Here is a 15,784-nt window from a genome sequence, read left to right on the forward strand (position 1 = left end):
GGGAGGAGCCGGGCCGCGACCCCCGCCGCCCCGCCGCCTGCGACACCCCCTACCGCTCCTCCCTCAACCCCAGAACGTACGCCGCCGTGAGCGCCACCACCCGGTCCCCGTCCCGGGACAGCTCCGTGAGCGCGCGTGAGGCCCCGTCCCCCGGGATCTCGGCGAGGGCCTGGGTCAGCCGGCGGCGGGCGGGGGGACCGGTGGCGCCGTGGGCGAGGCGGCCGACGAGGGCGGCGGCGATCCGGTCCGCCCGCCCGGGGTCGCTCGCCAGGGCGCTCAGCGCGTCCGCCGAGGCGACGTCGTTCGTTCCCTCGGCGACCATGCCGACAAGCTGCGGGACCGCCTCGGCCACCCCGCGCGCCCCCAGCTCCAGAGCCGCGTGTCCGCGGAGCGCGGAATCGGGGCCGGCGAGGGCGGACCGCAGCAGCGCGGTGGACTCGTCGCCGGGGATCTCGGCGAGGGACCGGACGGCGCGTTCGCGCACCTCGGCCGAGGGGGAGCCGAGGCCCTCCGCCAGCAGCGCCGCTCCACCCGGGCCCGATTGCGCCAGCGCCCAGCGCAGGGCCCCGGCGACATACGGGTCCGGCTCGCTCAGAGCCGCCTCCACCAGGGCCTGAACCGGCACCGGGACCTCCTCGGCCGAGGACAGCGCCGCGCGCTGGCGCCTCCCCGGGTTCGCCGACCCCAGCGCCCGCAGGAGCGAGACGGTTCCGAGGACCTCCTCCCAGTCGGCGGGTTCGTTGGCGCCGATCCGACGGAGCCGGGTGAGCAGCTCCGTATCGTTCGCGATGCGCTCCCGCGTCCGGCGGATGAGGTCGTCGACCAGCTCCGAGGGTGCGAAGTCCGGTTCGTCCAGCGCCCGCCCGATGTCGCTCAGCGACAGCCCCAGCGACCGCAGGCTCTCGATGTGGAAGATCCGCCGGATGTCCTCGGTGGAGTACTCCCGGTAGCCCCCGCCGGTACGGCCCGAGGCCCGCACCAGGCCGAGCGATTCGTAGTGCCTGAGCATGCGGGCGCTGACCCCGGACCGCCGTGCCACCTCACCGATCAGCACGGCGCCTCACCCCTCCTGGCCCGCTCCACCGAGCGCCACCACACGCTTCGCCTCCTCGATCGCGAACTCGAACCCCGCGTCCGGGTCGCGCAGCAGCCGCTCCGTGGCCGCCGCGTGGGCGCGCGCCTCGGGGTCGGGGGCCTGCGCAGCGGCGCGCAGCACCGGCAGGATCACCTCGCCGAGCGCGATCAGCGCCCGGCTGAGGCTCAGCCGCGTCTCGCGTCCACCGCGCCCGAGCTGGGTCGACAGCCGCGCGGCCAGCCCGGGCTCCGCGCCCTCGGGCACGAGTGCCACCGCCGCCCGCCAAGCGCTCCGCGCCACCTCGTCGTCGGCGTCGGAGAGCAGCTCCGGGGTGATCGCCGGCCAGGCCCGCCGGTCCCCGATCTTGGAGAGGGTGTGCAGTGCCTGGCTCCGCGCCTGGGTCCGCTCCGAGCGGACCTCGTCCAGCAGCTCCGGGACGGTCGACGCCGCCGGATGGCGGGTGAGCGCCCAGGTCAGCATCTCCCGTACGGAGAAGTCGGGCTCCACCGCGCACCGTTCGACGAGCCCGCCGACCAACCGGGTGTCGGGGTTGGTGCCGGCCGCCAGCGCGGCCCGCAGCCGCACGGACGGACGGTTGTCCTCCAGCGCGTGGAGAACCTGCTGCGCATCGGTCATCGGGACCACCTCCTCGGCACAGTGAAGAGCTTGTCACCGTGGCAAGGTCAACCCGTGCGGCACGCGGGTCCGGTACGCGGCCGGTACGCGGGTCCGGTACGCGGTTCTCAGCGCGGCGACTCCGGCGGGCGCTGCCGGGGCATGTTCGGACGGGTCCCCGGAGGGAGCGGGGCGCGGGCCGGAGCCGGCGGGTCCGGGGGGCGGAGGGCCGAGGACAGAGGGAGCGGGGTGGACTGGAGGAGCAGGGGCGCCGGCGCGCCGGCGAACTCGCGCATCCAGTCGGCGGTCTCCGCGCGGACCAGCTCGGTCACATCCTCCGAGAACCGCCGCAGCACCCCGAGGCACCGCTCCGCCGCCTCGCCCGCCGTCCCCTCCGCCGGGCCCAGCACCTCCCGTACGCTCTCCGACGCCCAGTCGAACTGGAGCACCTGGAGCCTGCGCTGCACCGCCTGCGCGGTCGCGACATTCCGCATCCAGCCGGAGGTCACCCCGAAGTACCGGTCGCAGGCGAGGCACGCGGCCCCCAGCAGCAGGGCGAGATAGCCCCAGCCCGCGGCGGTCGGCAGGGCGCCGGTGAGATCCAGGAGGGGGAGCGCGGCGCCGGCCACGAAGCCGAGGGCGGCGGCGGAGCGCAGCACCCGCCCGGTGCGGCGCTTCCAGACGCGGTCCCTCAGATACCACTCGGTGGTCCGCAGCGCTCCCGCCTCCACCCACCGGAACAGCTCGTCCAGCCGCTCCGCGGGCTCCCCCCAGTCGCCGAGCGGAAAGGGCCTGCCGGTCAGATCCCCGCGCGGCACCTCACCGCGCTCCTCCCGGGCCGGCCCCCCGGGCTGCATCTCCGGCTGGCTCACCGGGGCACTCCTCTGCGTAACGTGTGTCCTGCGTAACGGGTAACGGCGGTGTGACGCTGCGTTCCGAACGGTGTGCTTGGCTCGCGCACGCATGCTGACGCGTGAGCCCTTCCTACCGCCGAATGGTGGTCCTCGTGCGGGAAATCCGGGTTTGTCCGACCACACTCGGGCGGTGATCAGGTAGAGGACCCGCACGATACTCACTCGAAAGAGTCCCCGTCGCGGGGTTCGGCGAGCTGCCCGGGTACCACGTAGGCTCGGCATACCGAACATCTGTCGTCGAAAGTGCCAGGAGTGACCGTGATCCCCGGTGGTGGCCAGCCCAATATGCAGCAGCTCCTCCAGCAGGCCCAGAAGATGCAGCAGGACCTCGCCGCGGCCCAGGAGGAGCTGGCGCGGACCGAGGTCGAGGGGCAGGCGGGCGGTGGTCTGGTGACCGCGACCGTGAACGGCTCCGGTGAACTGCGCGGCCTGGTCATCGACCCCAGGGCGGTCGACCCGGAGGACACCGAGACCCTCGCGGATCTCGTCGTCGCCGCCGTCCAGGCCGCCAACGAGAACGCGCAGCAGCTCCAGCAGCAGAAGCTCGGCCCGCTGGCCCAGGGACTGGGCGGGATGCCGGGTCTGCCCTTCTAAGGCGGCGGCGGACCAACTACCGTACGAGCCGTAGGGGCTGTGCGGACGCAGGGCGCGAAGGAAGCGAAGGAGAGGCAATCCGTTGTACGAAGGCGTGGTTCAGGACCTCATCGACGAACTGGGCAGGCTGCCCGGCGTCGGTCCCAAGAGCGCGCAGCGGATCGCCTTCCACATCCTTCAGGCCGAGCCGACCGATGTCCGGCGCCTCGCCCACGCCCTGCTGGAGGTGAAGGACAAGGTCCGCTTCTGTGCGGTCTGCGGCAATGTCGCCCAGCAGGAGCTGTGCAACATCTGCCGCGACCCGCGCCGGGACCTCTCCGTCATCTGCGTGGTGGAGGAGTCCAAGGACGTGGTCGCCATCGAGCGGACCCGGGAGTTCCGGGGCCGCTACCACGTACTCGGCGGGGCGATCAGCCCCATCGAGGGCGTCGGGCCCGACGATCTGCGGATTCGTGAGCTGCTGGCCCGCCTCGCCGACGGCACGGTCACCGAGTTGATCCTCGCCACGGACCCCAATCTGGAGGGCGAGGCCACCGCCACGTATCTGGCGCGCATGATCAAGCCGATGGGCCTGCGGGTCACTCGGCTGGCCAGCGGTCTGCCCGTGGGGGGAGACTTGGAATACGCCGACGAGGTCACGCTGGGGCGTGCCTTCGAGGGGAGACGACTTCTCGATGTCTGACGTCATGCTGCATGCGACGCATCAGGACCCCGCCGATTTCGCGGTCCAGATCGCGGATTCGATCGAGTCCTTCATTGTCGCGACCACCGAGGTCGCGAAGGGCGACGAGCCCGACAGCGCGGTGCCCTTCCTGCTGCTGGAGGTCTCCCAGCTGCTGCTCACCGGCGGCCGGCTCGGCGCGCACGAGGACATCCTCCCGGACGAGCGGTACGAGCCGGACACCGGCCCGGAGCCGGATCTCGACGATCTGCGCGAGCGGTTCGCCGTGCTGCTCGACCCGGTGGATGTGTTCTCCGAGGTCTTCGACCCGTACGAGCCGCGCAAGGCGCCGGTCGCGTACCGGATCTCGGACAACCTCGCCGATATCGTGACCGATCTCCGTCATGGTCTCGCCCACTACCGGGCGGGCCGGACGACGGAGGCGCTGTGGTGGTGGCAGTTCTCGTACTTCTCCAACTGGGGGCCCACGGCCTCCGCCACCCTGCGGGCCCTTCAGTCGCTGGTCTCCCATGTCCGCCTCGACCAGCCGCTCCAGGAGCTGGACGGTCTGGACACGGACGAGGACCTCGCCGACGACGCGCTGGCCGAGGAGGCCGGCAAGGTGATGGCCGAGGAGATCGCGGCCCCGCTGGGACTGCGTACCGGCTGAGACGGGCGGAGAGACCGGCGGAGACCGGCGGAACGGCCCGGAGGTGACGGCCGGCCCGGCCGGGTGGCGGGGCCGGCCGCGCGCTCCCCGGCGGCCCTGGTCCGGCCGGGTGGCGGGACCCCGTGTGAACCGCCCCACACTCCGCGTACACCGCCGCTCCCCGGGCAGAAGTCGCTCGGAGCGCCCACCGGATCACTCCCTGAGCAGCGCATCTCACGATGTGACTGCCCCTGGAGCCCGGCGGGGCGCTCGTTAGACTGAGCCGACCGCAGTACATGGCTGTGGTGGAGAGACCGAGCGAGGAGCGCACGTGGGCCTTGTCGTGCAGAAGTACGGGGGTTCCTCCGTTGCCGATGCCGAGGGCATCAAGCGCGTCGCCAAGAGGATCGTCGATGCCAAGAAGAACGGCCACCAGGTGGTCGTCGTGGTATCCGCGATGGGCGACACGACGGACGAGCTGATCGATCTCGCCGGGCAGGTGTCACCCATCCCTGCCGGGCGCGAGTTCGACATGCTGCTGACCGCGGGGGAGCGCATCTCCATGGCGCTGCTGGCCATGGCGATCAAAAACCTGGGCCACGAGGCCCAGTCCTTCACGGGCAGCCAGGCGGGCGTCATCACCGACTCGGTCCACAACAAGGCGCGCATCATCGATGTGACGCCGGGGCGGATTCGCACCGCGCTGGACGAGGGCAATATCGCCATCGTCGCCGGCTTCCAGGGTGTGTCCCAGGACAAGAAGGACATCACCACCCTCGGCCGGGGCGGCTCCGACACCACCGCCGTCGCCCTCGCCGCCGCGCTGGACGCCGAGGTCTGTGAGATCTACACCGATGTGGACGGCGTCTTCACCGCCGACCCCCGGGTGGTCCCCAAGGCCCGGAAGATGGACTGGATCTCCTTCGAGGACATGCTGGAGCTGGCCTCGTCCGGGTCCAAGGTGCTGCTGCACCGCTGCGTCGAGTACGCCCGCCGATACAACATTCCGATCCATGTCCGCTCGTCCTTCTCCGGACTGCGCGGCACCTGGGTCAGCAACGAGCCGCAGGGAGACCAGCAGGTGGAGCACGCCATCATCTCCGGAGTCGCCCACGACGTCTCCGAGGCCAAGGTCACGGTCGTCGGCGTCCCCGACAAGCCGGGCGAGGCCGCGGCGATCTTCCGTACCATCGCCAATGCCGAGATCAACATCGACATGGTCGTCCAGAACGTGTCGGCGGCCACCACCGCCCTCACCGATATCTCCTTCACCCTCCCGAAGACGGACGGTGCCAAGGCGATCGACGCGCTGGAGAAGGCGCGGGCGTCCATCGGCTTCGACTCGCTCCGCTACGACGACCAGATCGGCAAGATCTCCCTGGTCGGCGCGGGGATGAAGACCAACCCCGGCGTCACCGCCTCCTTCTTCGAGGCGCTCTCGGACGCGGGGGTGAACATCGAGCTGATCTCGACATCCGAGATCCGTATCTCGGTGGTCACCCGCGCCGACGATGTGAACGAGGCCGTGCGCGCCGTGCACTCCGCCTTCGGCCTGGACAGCGACTCCGACGAGGCGGTCGTCTACGGGGGCACCGGACGATGAACCGCAAGCCGGCGCTCGCGGTCGTCGGAGCGACCGGAGCCGTCGGTGCGGTGATGCTCCAGATCCTCTCCCAGCACGAGGACATCTGGGGCGAGATACGCCTGATCGCCTCCCCGCGCTCGGCCGGCCGCAAGCTGGCCGTGCGCGGGCAGGAGTGCGAAGTGCTCCCGCTGACCGAAGAGGCGCTCGACGGGGTCGAGGTGGCGCTCTTCCTGGTCCCCGCCGAGGTCTCGGCGCGGTGGGCGCCGGTCGCCGCCGCCGGGGGCGCGGTGGTCGTGGACACCTCCGCCGCCTTCCGGCTCGATCCGGATGTGCCGCTGGTCGTGCCGGAGGTCAACCCCCATGCCGTGCGGATGCGTCCGCGCGGCATCGTCGCGAGCCCCCACGACACCACTCTCGCCATGATTCCGGCGGTGGGCGCGCTGCACGCCGAGTTCGGGCTGCGCGAGCTGGTCGTCGCCTCCTACCAGGCCGTCAGCGGCGAGGGCCGCGACGCGGTGGCCGCGCTGCGCTCCCAGCTCGCCCTGGTCGCGGGTACGGAGCTGGGCGAGACACCCGGCGATGTGCGGCGGGCCGTCGGGGACACCGGGCTCGGGCCCTTCGCCGCCCCGCTCGCGCTCAATGTGATGCCCTGGGCGGGCACGCTGGAGGACGGCGGCTGGTCGTCCGAGGAGCGCGGGCTGCGCGAGGAGACCCGCAAGGTCCTGGATCTGCCGGCGCTGAAGGTCGCGGCGACCTGTGTACGGGTGCCGGTGCTCACCGCCCACTCCCTCGCGGTCCACGCCCGCTTCGAGCGCGAGGTCACGGTGGCGCGGGCGCACGAGATCCTCGCGACCTCCCCCGGGGTGGTGCTCTACGACGATCCGGCCTCGGGCGGTTTCCCCACGCCCGCCGATGTCGTCGGCACCGATCCCACCTGGGTGGGACGGGTCCGGCGGGCGCCGGACGACGAGTGCGCGCTGGAGCTGTTCGTCTGCGGCGACAATCTCCGCAAGGGGTCCGCGCTGAATTGCGCGCAGATCGCCGAGGCGGTCGGCGCCGAATTCGCGCGGTGATCTCCCGGTGCCCTCGGGTCCGCTTTCGCTGCCCTTGATGTCCGCTGTCTGATGTCTTGTCCCTCATTTACGGGTGCTGACCTCTGGTCAGATCGCCTCTGACCAGGGTGATTCCCCGTTAAGTCTGGACAAGGGACCGGTTCCGGTTTGTAGGATCTGTGAACGTCCCATGGGCAGAGTGTGACGGGGATGAAGGTCTGTACCATTTGGCCCGAGGTGGAGGGACGGCCGAGAATTCGCTCCCTCGGTACCGCAACCGGCGGCCGGGCCGGAGGCGTCTTCGCGTTCACCTCTATACGGTGCCGCGAAAAATGGGGCATTGGGGAAGAGCGAGTACGCATGAGGGCAAATAAAACACCGTCAAAGACGGTGGCGTACGCGTACAACCCTGACGGGGGGAAACGTGTCCAACAGGCGTGGCAGAGGTTCTCGATATCGCAGGAGTGGCCCCGGTCCGCAGCGCGCCGTTGCGCCTGCTCCGGAGCGGTTCAGTCGTTCCCGTACGCGGAGGTCCGGCGCGCGGCGGTGCGGCGGCCCCGGCCCGCGGGGACACCGCGACGGCGGACGGCGGCGGACCGGCGGCGGGAGCGCCCGGCGCTCTGGTGCGCCCCGGGCGCAGACCCCGCTCGACGGGCGGCATGCCGGTGATCGCCCCCATGCCCACGCCCGGCGCCACCCGGCTGCCCGCCCAGCGCGAGGGCGCTGACACGACGATGACCGCGGGCACCACCGTCGACCACCTCACCGAGACCTACCGCGCCCACTACCGCTCGCTGCTCGGCCTCGCGGCACTCCTCCTCGACGACACCGCCTCCTGCGAGGACGTGGTGCAGGAGGCGTTCATCCGCGTCCACTCCGCGCGCAAGCGGGTCCGCGACCCGGAGAAGACCCTCGCCTATCTGCGGCAGACCGTCGTCAACCTCTCCCGGTCCGCGCTGCGCCGCCGCATCCTCGGCCTCAAGCTGCTCTCCAAGCCCATGCCCGACATGGCGAGCGCCGAGGAGGGCGCCTACGACCAGTTGGAGCGGGACGCCCTGATCAAGGCGATGCGCGGACTCCAGCGGCGGCAGCGCGAGGTGCTCGTGCTGCGGTACTTCGCCGATATGACCGAGGCCCAGGTCGCCGAGACGCTCGGCATATCGCTCGGCTCGGTGAAGGCGTACGGCTCCCGGGGCATAGCGGCGCTGCGGGTCGTCATGGAGGCGGCCACATGAGCGGGGACCGCCAGAACCCTGATCAGCAAGGACCGGACGGACCGTTCGACGACCGGACTGGGAACGGAATTGTGAACAACGGGCCGGACAGCGGTCGCGACGATCGACGCGATCACAGCACGGGGACTCCCGGTGCCTCCGACGCCTCCGGCCCCTCGGGGGCCACCTCCGACGCCTCCGGCACCTCCGGCACCTCCGGCACCTCCGGCACCTCCGGGACCGCACCCGCCGCGGCGGCGGGGACCGGGGAGACCGGTGATACCGGAGAGACCGCTGACACGTCGGACACGGCGGAGGCCCGGGATACCGGCGGGACCCGGGACACCGGGGTCACCCCCGGAGCGGCGGAGATCCCGGGGGCCGCGGGCCTCGGCAGGACGGCCGGACCGGGGGGCGAGGCGGAGCTGCGCCGGCTCCTCCAGGGCGCGGTCGGCGACCTCGAACCCTCGGACGGCGCCCTCGACCACCTGCGCAGGGCCGTGCCCGCGCGGCGGGCCCGCAAGCGGCAGGGCATGGTCGGCATGGCCGCCGCCGCGCTGCTGATCGGCACCGCGATCCCCGCCTTCGTCCATGTCGCGGGCTCCGGCAACGGCGACCGGACCGGCTCCGTCAGCATCGGGCACAACCCCGACCCCCTCGGCGACCCCGGCAGCGAGACCGCGAAGGACCGGCAGAAGACCGGTTCGACCGGCGGCCCCACCAGCGGGGCTTCGGGCAGGCCGAAGGACCGGGAGAAGGGCGAGGCCAGCAAGGGCCCGGACGACCGGCCCGACGAGTACAGCTCCGGCGCCGCCACCACCGGTGGCGGCGGCGACGAGCCGGACCAGCCGCCGGGCCGGGTCGCCTCCGCCTCGTCCGTCTGCGACGCCGAGCGGCTCAGCGTCTCCGTGCAGGAGGCGGGCGCCCCCGACACCGAGGGCAAGGTGTACGGAGTGTTCCGGATCGCCAATGTCTCCGACGGCTCGTGCGTCGTCGGCGGCGGTCAGCTCGGTCTGGAGACGCTGGGCGCGGCCGACCCCGCGAAGGTGGTCCTGGCCCGGCACACGGCGGGAGGCCCCGCGAGCGGTCTGCCCGATCCGTCGCTGGAGGTCGAGTCGCTCACCCTCGCCTCCGGTGCCGCCTACGAGGTGCGGTTCGCCTGGGTGCCGAGCGAGACCTGTCCCACCGAGGGCGGCGAGGGCGAGTCCCCCGCTCCCAGCCCCTCGGAGGACGGCACCGACGGGGAGACCGGTGGCGGGGGAGGCACCGTGCCCGAGGAGACCGTGCCGCAGCTGATCACCGAGGACGGCGGGCTCCAGGACGGCAGTGTCGCCGTGAGCCATGTCGCGGAGCCGGGAGCACCCACGGCCCAGGCCGTGATCCCCAACGCCTGCGCGGGCACGCTCTACCAGACGGGCCTGCTGAACGCGGGCTAGGTCGTCTCTCTCGGATCGGGCCGGATCGGCGAGGCGCGTGCCAGGGCTCACGAGCCCGGCAGGCTCCGAAGGAGACGACCCGGACACCGGCCTCCGCCGCCCCGCTGTCCCTGTCGTCCTCGCGCTCTCCCCGCGCCGTCCCGACCCGGTCCGCCGGGTCGGGACGGCGGGGACGGCCACGGCCGGGGCGGGGTGCCGGACCGGCTCAGACCTGCTCGGGCTCCAGGCCCAGTGAGCGGTCCCGGGCCGCCTCCGCCTCACGGCGGGCCAGGCGGAACCACATGAACAGCACGAACGCCGCGAAGACGAACCACTCGCCGGTGTACCCCAGGTTCTGGAACGCCTTCATGTCCAGCCCGCTGCCCTCCGCGACGGCCGCCGGCACGGCGACCATCCCGCTGTCCGCCTCCGTCAGCGTGATCCAGGCGTCGTACACATCGTCCGGGACCAGATTCACCAGCGAGGCGGCACTGATCATCCCCAGCTGGCCGGCGGGCAGCCCGCCCGCCGTGTGCGCCCCGTCCGTGCCCGCGTTCTCCGATGCCTGGAGGGCGCCGGTCACGGTGACCCGGCCGGTGGGCGCGGCGGGGACCGGGCCGCCCTTGGCGACCCAGCCCCGGACCACGGGAAGGGTCCTGCCGCCGTCGGTCCTCAGCAGCGTCAGCACATAGTCGCCGCGCTCCCCGTCCACATCGCGGTCGGGCACCAGGAACTGGGTGCCGTAGACGCCGCTGGCCGTGGCCGGCCGGCCCGAGGTCTCCGTGTCGACCGGCAGCAGCTTCTCCAGCGGCGCCGGCCGCCGCTCACCGGGCTCGGGCTCCCGCTGGGCGTCCTGATGGGTGTCGACCCGGTCCTCGAACTTCCCGAGCTGCCAGGTCCCCATGAAGATGCAGAAGGGGATCGCCAGCACGACGAAGACATTGATGCCCCACCACCGGGGCGTCAGCAGGAAGCGGTACACCCCTCCACGGTACGGAACGCGCTCGGGCTACCGTGTCCCGCCCCCCTCTCCCGGGGCCCGCCCCGGCCCCGTTGACCCGCCCAGCCGGGCCGAGGCGAAGGCGATCTCCATACCGAGCTGCTTGATCCGCTCCTCCACCACCAGCGAGCCGTGTCCCGCGTCGTACCGGTAGACCTCGTGGGGCGCGCCGCGCGCCGCCAGCCGGTCCACATAGTTCTCCACCTGCCGGATCGGGCAGCGCGGGTCGTTGACGCCCGCCGAGATGTACACCGGCGCCCGCACCGCGTCCACATACGTCAGCGGCGACGAGGCCGCGAACCGCTCGGGGACCTGCTCCGGGGTGCCGCCCAGCAGCGTGCGGTCCATGGCCTTGAGGGCCTCCATCTCGTCGTGGTAGGCGGTGACGTAGTCGGCGACCGGCACGGCGGCGATGCCCAGCGCCCAGGCCTCCGGCTGGGTGCCGAGCCCGAGCAGGGTGAGATAGCCGCCCCAGGAGCCGCCGGTCAGGATCAGCCGCTCCGGGTCCGCGAGACCGGAGGTCACCGCCCACTCCCGGACCGCCGCGATGTCCTCCAGCTCGATCAGGCCGACCCGGTGCTTCAGGGCGTCCGTCCACTCCCGGCCGTACCCCGTCGAGCCCCGGTAGTTGACCCGCACCACCGCATAGCCGTGATCGACCCAGGCCGCCGGGCCCGCCGCGAAGGAGTCGCTGTCGTGCCAGGTCGGGCCGCCGTGGATGTCGAAGACCGTGGGCAGTGGTCCCGGGGCGCCCGCCGGGCGCTGCACCAGGGCGTGGACCCGGCCGCCGGGGCCCTCCACCCACACATCCTCCACCGGAACCGACGCCGGGGCCCTCATCCCGGGCGGATCGAGCACCGGCTCGCCCGAGGTCGAGCGCACCTGCGGCGGCAGCGCGGCCGACGACCACAGATACTCCACCGCGCCACCGGGCCGGGCGGTCGCGCCGGAGACCGAGCCGGCCGGGGTGTCGATCCGCTCCAGCCCGCCCGTCGCGAGGTCGTGGCGCCACAGCTCGCCGCGCGCCTCGAAGCTGTGCGCGATCAGCAGCCCCGACCCGTCCGGATACCATTCGGCGTTCATATCGCCCGGCAGATCGATGGCGAGGGCGGTCTCCTCGCCCGTCGCCACATCCCAGATCATCGGCTCCCAGCGGCCCCGCCGCTGGTGCCCGACCAGGAGCCGGGTGTCCCCCTCCACCGGGGCGAAGCCGAGGACCTCAAGCCCCAGCTCCCGCGTGCCGCCCCTGGTGTCGTCCAGCTCCGCCACCGGGCTGCCGTCGAGCCGCACCACCCGGAGCGCGGCGTGCATCGCGTCCCCGTGCTCGGTGTGCTCCAGGGCGATCAGTGTCCCGTCGTGCGAGAGATCGCCGACCCCGGCGGACTCCCGGTGCCGGTAGATCTCGACCGGCTCGGCTCCCTCCCGCACCACATGGACCGTGGTGCCGTCCTCATCCGTGGACCGCCCGATCACCGAGGCCCCGTGGCGCCCGATGGCCAGCCCAGCCGAGTACGACGGGGCCAGACCGGGCGCGGCCGGCACATCCTCACCGCCGCCGAAGGGCTGCCGGAGCCATATGCCGAACTCGTCGCCGTCGCTGTCGGAGAACCACCACACCGAGGCGCCGTCCGGCGACAGCAGCCCGTCCGTCGTCCCGTTCGCCCGGTCCGTGACCTGGCGCTGCGCGCCGGTCGTCCGGTCCCACGCGTACAGCTCGTGGGTGCCGGTGGCATTGGACACGAAGAGCGAGCGGTCGGGGGCATCCACCGCCCAGTCGGGCAGGGAGACACGGGGCGCCCGGAAGCGCTTCTCCCAGTCGGGCATCGAGTCGGTGATCTCAGTCATGACCCCATTCTGCGCCGCGCCCCGGACAATTCGCTCGCACCGTCCCCGGCCTGTGGATAACGTCGGCCGTATGAAGATCCCCACCGACTGGCGAGAGGCCAACCGTGCCAACTGGAACGAGCGCGTCCCCATCCACCTGGCCAGCGACTTCTACGAACTGGACGCCTTCCGCGCGGGCAAGGAGGCGCTCCGCGACTTCGAGATAGCGGAGGTCGGCGACGTCACCGGGCGGACGCTGCTCCACCTCCAGTGCCACTTCGGCCAGGACACCCTCTCCTGGGCCCGGCGCGGGGCGGCTCGGGTCGTCGGTCTCGACTTCTCGGAGCCCGCCGTCGAGGCGGCGCGCGGGCTGGCCGCCGACCTCGGGATGGGGCCGGACCGCGCGGCGTTCGTCGCCGCCGATGTGTACGACGCGGTGGCGGCCGTACCCGACGACGCGTACGACATCGTCTACACCGGCAGCGGTGCCCTCTGCTGGCTTCCCGACATCCGCCGCTGGGCCGAGACCGCCGCCGCGCTCGTCGCGCCCGGCGGGTTCCTGTATCTCGCCGAGTTCCATCCGATCACCGACACCCTCGACGACGAGACCGGCTCGCGGATCGTCCACGACTACTTCTCCCGCGACGCGTGGGTGGAGGAGACCCCCGGGACCTACACCGGGACCGGTGACGAACTGGTCAGTGCCCGGACCGTCGAGTGGCAGCATCCGCTCGGCGAGGTGGTCTCCGCGCTCTGCGCCGCCGGACTGCGCCTGGAGTTCCTGCACGAGCGCGAGGTCTCGCTCTTCCCGCGCTTCGAGAACTTCGTCAGGGACGCCGACGGCTACTACCGCCGCCCCCAGGGGCTGCCCCGGGTGCCGCAGATGTACTCGCTGAAGGCGACCCGCCCCGCCTGACCGGAGCGGCTCCGGGTCAGGGAGTTCCCGGGGCCCTCGGCAGCCGGACCACCGCACGCCCGCCGTCGAGGTCGACGGTGGAGCGGTGCGGCGGGGCGCCGTCCTCCTCGTCGTCCTTCAGCAGCAGGGCGCTCTGCCGCTCGCGCAGCTCGTTCTGCTTCCCCGCCGAGAAGGTGGCGTGCAGCTGCTCGAACCCGGTCGCGGAGACCTGGCCCCGCCGTCTGCCCCGGCCGGTGGCCCGCATCACCTGGTCGGTGAAGGCGATGACCAGCAGCAGGATCACCAGTCCCGGAAGGGTCGCGAAGACAACGAACTCCATGGTGTCGCTCTCCAGTTCGGCGGCCCCGGGGATACCCGGGACACGGGAGCAGTGGCGGCGGTACGGGGTGTCAGCCGGGCGCGCGCACGGCGACGGCCGCCGCCCAGCCGGGGTCGGTCGGTACGTCGGTGAGCAGCCAGCCGGTGTCGGTGGCCGGACGGGGTCCCGCGCCGACATAGGTCCGCGACAGCCGTTCGTTCAGCCCGACCCCCGAGGCCTTCAGCACGGCCTCCTTCCGGGTCCAGCAGCGGGCGAAGGCCAGCGGCCGCTCGGCGGCGGGGAGCGCGGCCAGCTCCGAGTGCTCCCTCGGGTGGAGCTGGTCCATGATCTCGGCGACCGTGCCGGGGGCGGGCAGGGTCTCCGTGTCCACACCGACCGGGGCCGGGGCCAGCGCGATCACCACCATGCCCTCGGTGTGGGAGAGCGAGAAGTGCACCGGGTCACCGGGGACCACGGGCCTGCCGTGCGGACCGCCGCACTGGCTGCACGGCCGCCGGGCCAGCTCGACCGACTCGGGGGAGCGCCCGAGCCGCTCGCCGAGCAGCCGCCGGAGGGTCACATGGGCGACCGCGTAGGCGTCCCGGTCGACGGGGCGGCGGAAGGCGTCGAGCCGCGCCGACTCCTCCGCGTCGAGCAGCCGGCGGTCGGCGAGGGCGGCGGCCGCGAGGCCGGGGACCCGGCCGGACCAGAGCCGCTCCACACCGGGCGGCAGCGCGTGCGCCGGGGTGTCGACGGCCGGGGGGCCGGAGGTGCCGGCCGCCGGGGTGCCGGGGGCGGGGGCGCCCGGCGCGGCGGACGCGCTGGCCGCGTCGGCCGCGTCCGCGAAGGGTTCGGTCGTCGCCATGGTCAGCCTTCTCCCCGGGCTCCCCGGACCGCTCCGGTCCCACGGGTGCCCCTGCTCCGGTCCCGCTCGGCTCCGTGTACGCCTGTGGGTACGGCGGGGCCTTCAGGCCCCGCCGTACCCACGGAACAGCCGCCGGTGCCCGGAGCGCAAGGGCCTGCGCGCCGGGCACCGGGCGGCGTCATCGCTCGATCGTGCCGGCTCAGATGTTGACGCCGAAGTCCTGCGCGATGCCGCGCAGGCCCGAGGCGTACCCCTGGCCGACGGCGCGGAACTTCCACTCCGCGCCGTTGCGGTACAGCTCGCCGAAGACCATGGCGGTCTCGGTCGAGGCGTCCTCGCTCAGGTCGTAGCGGGCCAGCTCGTTGTTGTCGGCCTGGTTGACCACGCGGATGAACGCGTTGCGGACCTGGCCGAAGGACTGGCCGCGGCTCTCGCCCTCGTGGATCGAGACGGGGAAGACGATCTTCTGCGCCTCGGCGGGCACGCCCGCGAGGTTGACCTTGATCTGCTCGTCGTCGCCCTCGCCCTCACCGGTGAGGTTGTCACCGGTGTGCTCGACGGAGCCGTCGGGGCTCTTCAGGTTGTTGAAGAAGATGAAGTGCTGGTCGGAGAGCACCTTGCCGCTGCCGTCCACCAGCAGGGCGCTGGCGTCCAGGTCGAAGTCGGTGCCGGTGGTGCTGCGTACATCCCAGCCCAGGCCCACGACAACCGCAGACAGGCCCGGGGCCTCCTTGCTGAGCGAGACATTGCCGCCCTTGGACAGGCTGACACCCATGGAAATCCCCTGCGCAATCCGGCGCGGGCCGCGCCTTTCTTGACGTTTGCTGTGCCCAACCGAGCCAACGAGCGGACCCCCGTCCCAGTTCCCGTCTCCGGCGACGGAACTCTCCATCGGACGAGTTTCCCTCCGCCGCGCGGGGTCGCGGGGGTCGCGGACGGCCGGTTCCGGCGGGCCGGGACGGACGGACCCGGCGGGGCGCGGGGGAGCGGGCCTGCCGGGCGCCGGGGGCGGGCCTGCCGGGCGCCGGGGGCGGACCTGCCGGGCGCCGGGGGGCGCGCGGCCAAGTAAAGTGCGCCTCCGTCCCCTCTCCGCGCCCCGAGCACAAC

The 15,784-nt window shown here is 72.8% G+C and carries 16 protein-coding genes; 8 read left to right on the forward strand and 8 right to left on the reverse strand.

Annotated elements, in window-relative coordinates; genetic code table 11:
• Positions 1–49: 49 nt before the first annotated feature.
• The 3 genes from ABT122_RS09710 to ABT122_RS09720 form a co-directional block, all read right to left on the reverse strand.
• A complete protein-coding gene (locus tag ABT122_RS09710; protein WP_351547979.1) occupies positions 50–1,054 on the reverse strand; it encodes a HEAT repeat domain-containing protein in 1,005 nt (334 codons plus the stop codon).
• Positions 1,055–1,060: 6 nt separating this feature from the next.
• The gene (locus ABT122_RS09715; protein ID WP_351547982.1) at positions 1,061–1,711 is read right to left on the reverse strand and encodes a HEAT repeat domain-containing protein; all 651 of its coding nucleotides are present in this window, start codon (positions 1,709–1,711) and stop codon (positions 1,061–1,063) included.
• A 107-nt stretch (positions 1,712–1,818) separates the two neighbouring features.
• On the reverse strand, positions 1,819–2,562 hold the full coding sequence (locus ABT122_RS09720) for an SLATT domain-containing protein (protein ID WP_351547985.1): 744 nt from the start codon (positions 2,560–2,562) through the stop codon (positions 1,819–1,821).
• A gap of 300 nt (positions 2,563–2,862) precedes the next feature.
• On the opposite strand from ABT122_RS09720, the gene ABT122_RS09725 reads away from it, so the two are divergent.
• From ABT122_RS09725 to ABT122_RS09755, 7 genes are all read left to right on the forward strand, one after another.
• On the forward strand, positions 2,863–3,198 hold the full coding sequence (locus ABT122_RS09725) for a YbaB/EbfC family nucleoid-associated protein (RefSeq protein WP_351548168.1): 336 nt from the start codon (positions 2,863–2,865) through the stop codon (positions 3,196–3,198).
• Positions 3,199–3,280: 82 nt separating this feature from the next.
• A complete protein-coding gene (gene recR, locus ABT122_RS09730) occupies positions 3,281–3,880 on the forward strand; it encodes a recombination mediator RecR (RefSeq protein ID WP_351547987.1) in 600 nt (199 codons plus the stop codon).
• Positions 3,873–4,529 carry a DUF5063 domain-containing protein gene (locus ABT122_RS09735; protein ID WP_351547989.1) on the forward strand — a complete coding sequence of 219 codons (657 nt, stop codon included), beginning with the start codon at positions 3,873–3,875 and terminating at the stop codon, positions 4,527–4,529. Before recR ends, ABT122_RS09735 begins: the two co-directional genes overlap by 8 nt.
• A 310-nt stretch (positions 4,530–4,839) precedes the next feature.
• Positions 4,840–6,111 (forward strand): aspartate kinase, encoded by a 1,272-nt coding sequence (locus tag ABT122_RS09740; RefSeq protein WP_351547991.1) that lies wholly within the window; start codon positions 4,840–4,842, stop codon positions 6,109–6,111.
• Positions 6,108–7,166 (forward strand): aspartate-semialdehyde dehydrogenase, encoded by a 1,059-nt coding sequence (locus ABT122_RS09745; RefSeq protein ID WP_351547992.1) that lies wholly within the window; start codon positions 6,108–6,110, stop codon positions 7,164–7,166. The genes ABT122_RS09740 and ABT122_RS09745 overlap by 4 nt, the downstream gene beginning before the upstream one ends.
• Before the next feature lie 638 nt (positions 7,167–7,804).
• Entirely contained in the window at positions 7,805–8,380 is a 576-nt protein-coding gene (locus tag ABT122_RS09750; RefSeq protein ID WP_351547994.1) for a SigE family RNA polymerase sigma factor, read from the forward strand.
• 71 nt (positions 8,381–8,451) lie between these two features.
• Positions 8,452–9,795, forward strand: coding sequence for a hypothetical protein (locus ABT122_RS09755; protein ID WP_351547997.1), 1,344 nt, complete (start codon positions 8,452–8,454; stop codon positions 9,793–9,795).
• Positions 9,796–10,000: 205 nt separating this feature from the next.
• Here ABT122_RS09755 and ABT122_RS09760 read toward each other — a convergent pair whose 3' ends face one another.
• Both ABT122_RS09760 and ABT122_RS09765 read right to left on the reverse strand, forming a co-directional pair.
• Positions 10,001–10,756 (reverse strand): SURF1 family protein, encoded by a 756-nt coding sequence (locus ABT122_RS09760; protein WP_351548000.1) that lies wholly within the window; start codon positions 10,754–10,756, stop codon positions 10,001–10,003.
• A gap of 27 nt (positions 10,757–10,783) precedes the next feature.
• On the reverse strand, positions 10,784–12,619 hold the full coding sequence (locus ABT122_RS09765; protein WP_351548003.1) for a S9 family peptidase: 1,836 nt from the start codon (positions 12,617–12,619) through the stop codon (positions 10,784–10,786).
• 70 nt (positions 12,620–12,689) lie between these two features.
• Between ABT122_RS09765 and ABT122_RS09770 the strand changes: the two genes are divergently transcribed.
• The gene (locus ABT122_RS09770; protein WP_351548006.1) at positions 12,690–13,514 is read left to right on the forward strand and encodes a class I SAM-dependent methyltransferase; all 825 of its coding nucleotides are present in this window, start codon (positions 12,690–12,692) and stop codon (positions 13,512–13,514) included.
• Positions 13,515–13,530: 16 nt separating this feature from the next.
• On the opposite strand, the gene ABT122_RS09775 is transcribed toward ABT122_RS09770, so the two are convergent.
• From ABT122_RS09775 to ABT122_RS09785, 3 genes are all read right to left on the reverse strand, one after another.
• Positions 13,531–13,833, reverse strand: coding sequence for a DUF6191 domain-containing protein (locus tag ABT122_RS09775; protein WP_351548008.1), 303 nt, complete (start codon positions 13,831–13,833; stop codon positions 13,531–13,533).
• A gap of 70 nt (positions 13,834–13,903) precedes the next feature.
• The gene (locus tag ABT122_RS09780; protein ID WP_351548011.1) at positions 13,904–14,677 is read right to left on the reverse strand and encodes a 4'-phosphopantetheinyl transferase family protein; all 774 of its coding nucleotides are present in this window, start codon (positions 14,675–14,677) and stop codon (positions 13,904–13,906) included.
• 199 nt (positions 14,678–14,876) lie between these two features.
• Positions 14,877–15,452, reverse strand: coding sequence for a TerD family protein (locus ABT122_RS09785; RefSeq protein WP_351548014.1), 576 nt, complete (start codon positions 15,450–15,452; stop codon positions 14,877–14,879).
• Positions 15,453–15,784: the final 332 nt, after the last annotated feature.

It is taken from the genome of Streptomyces sp. NPDC001985 (genome assembly GCF_040296845.1).
Classification (GTDB): Bacteria; Actinomycetota; Actinomycetes; order Streptomycetales; family Streptomycetaceae; genus Streptomyces.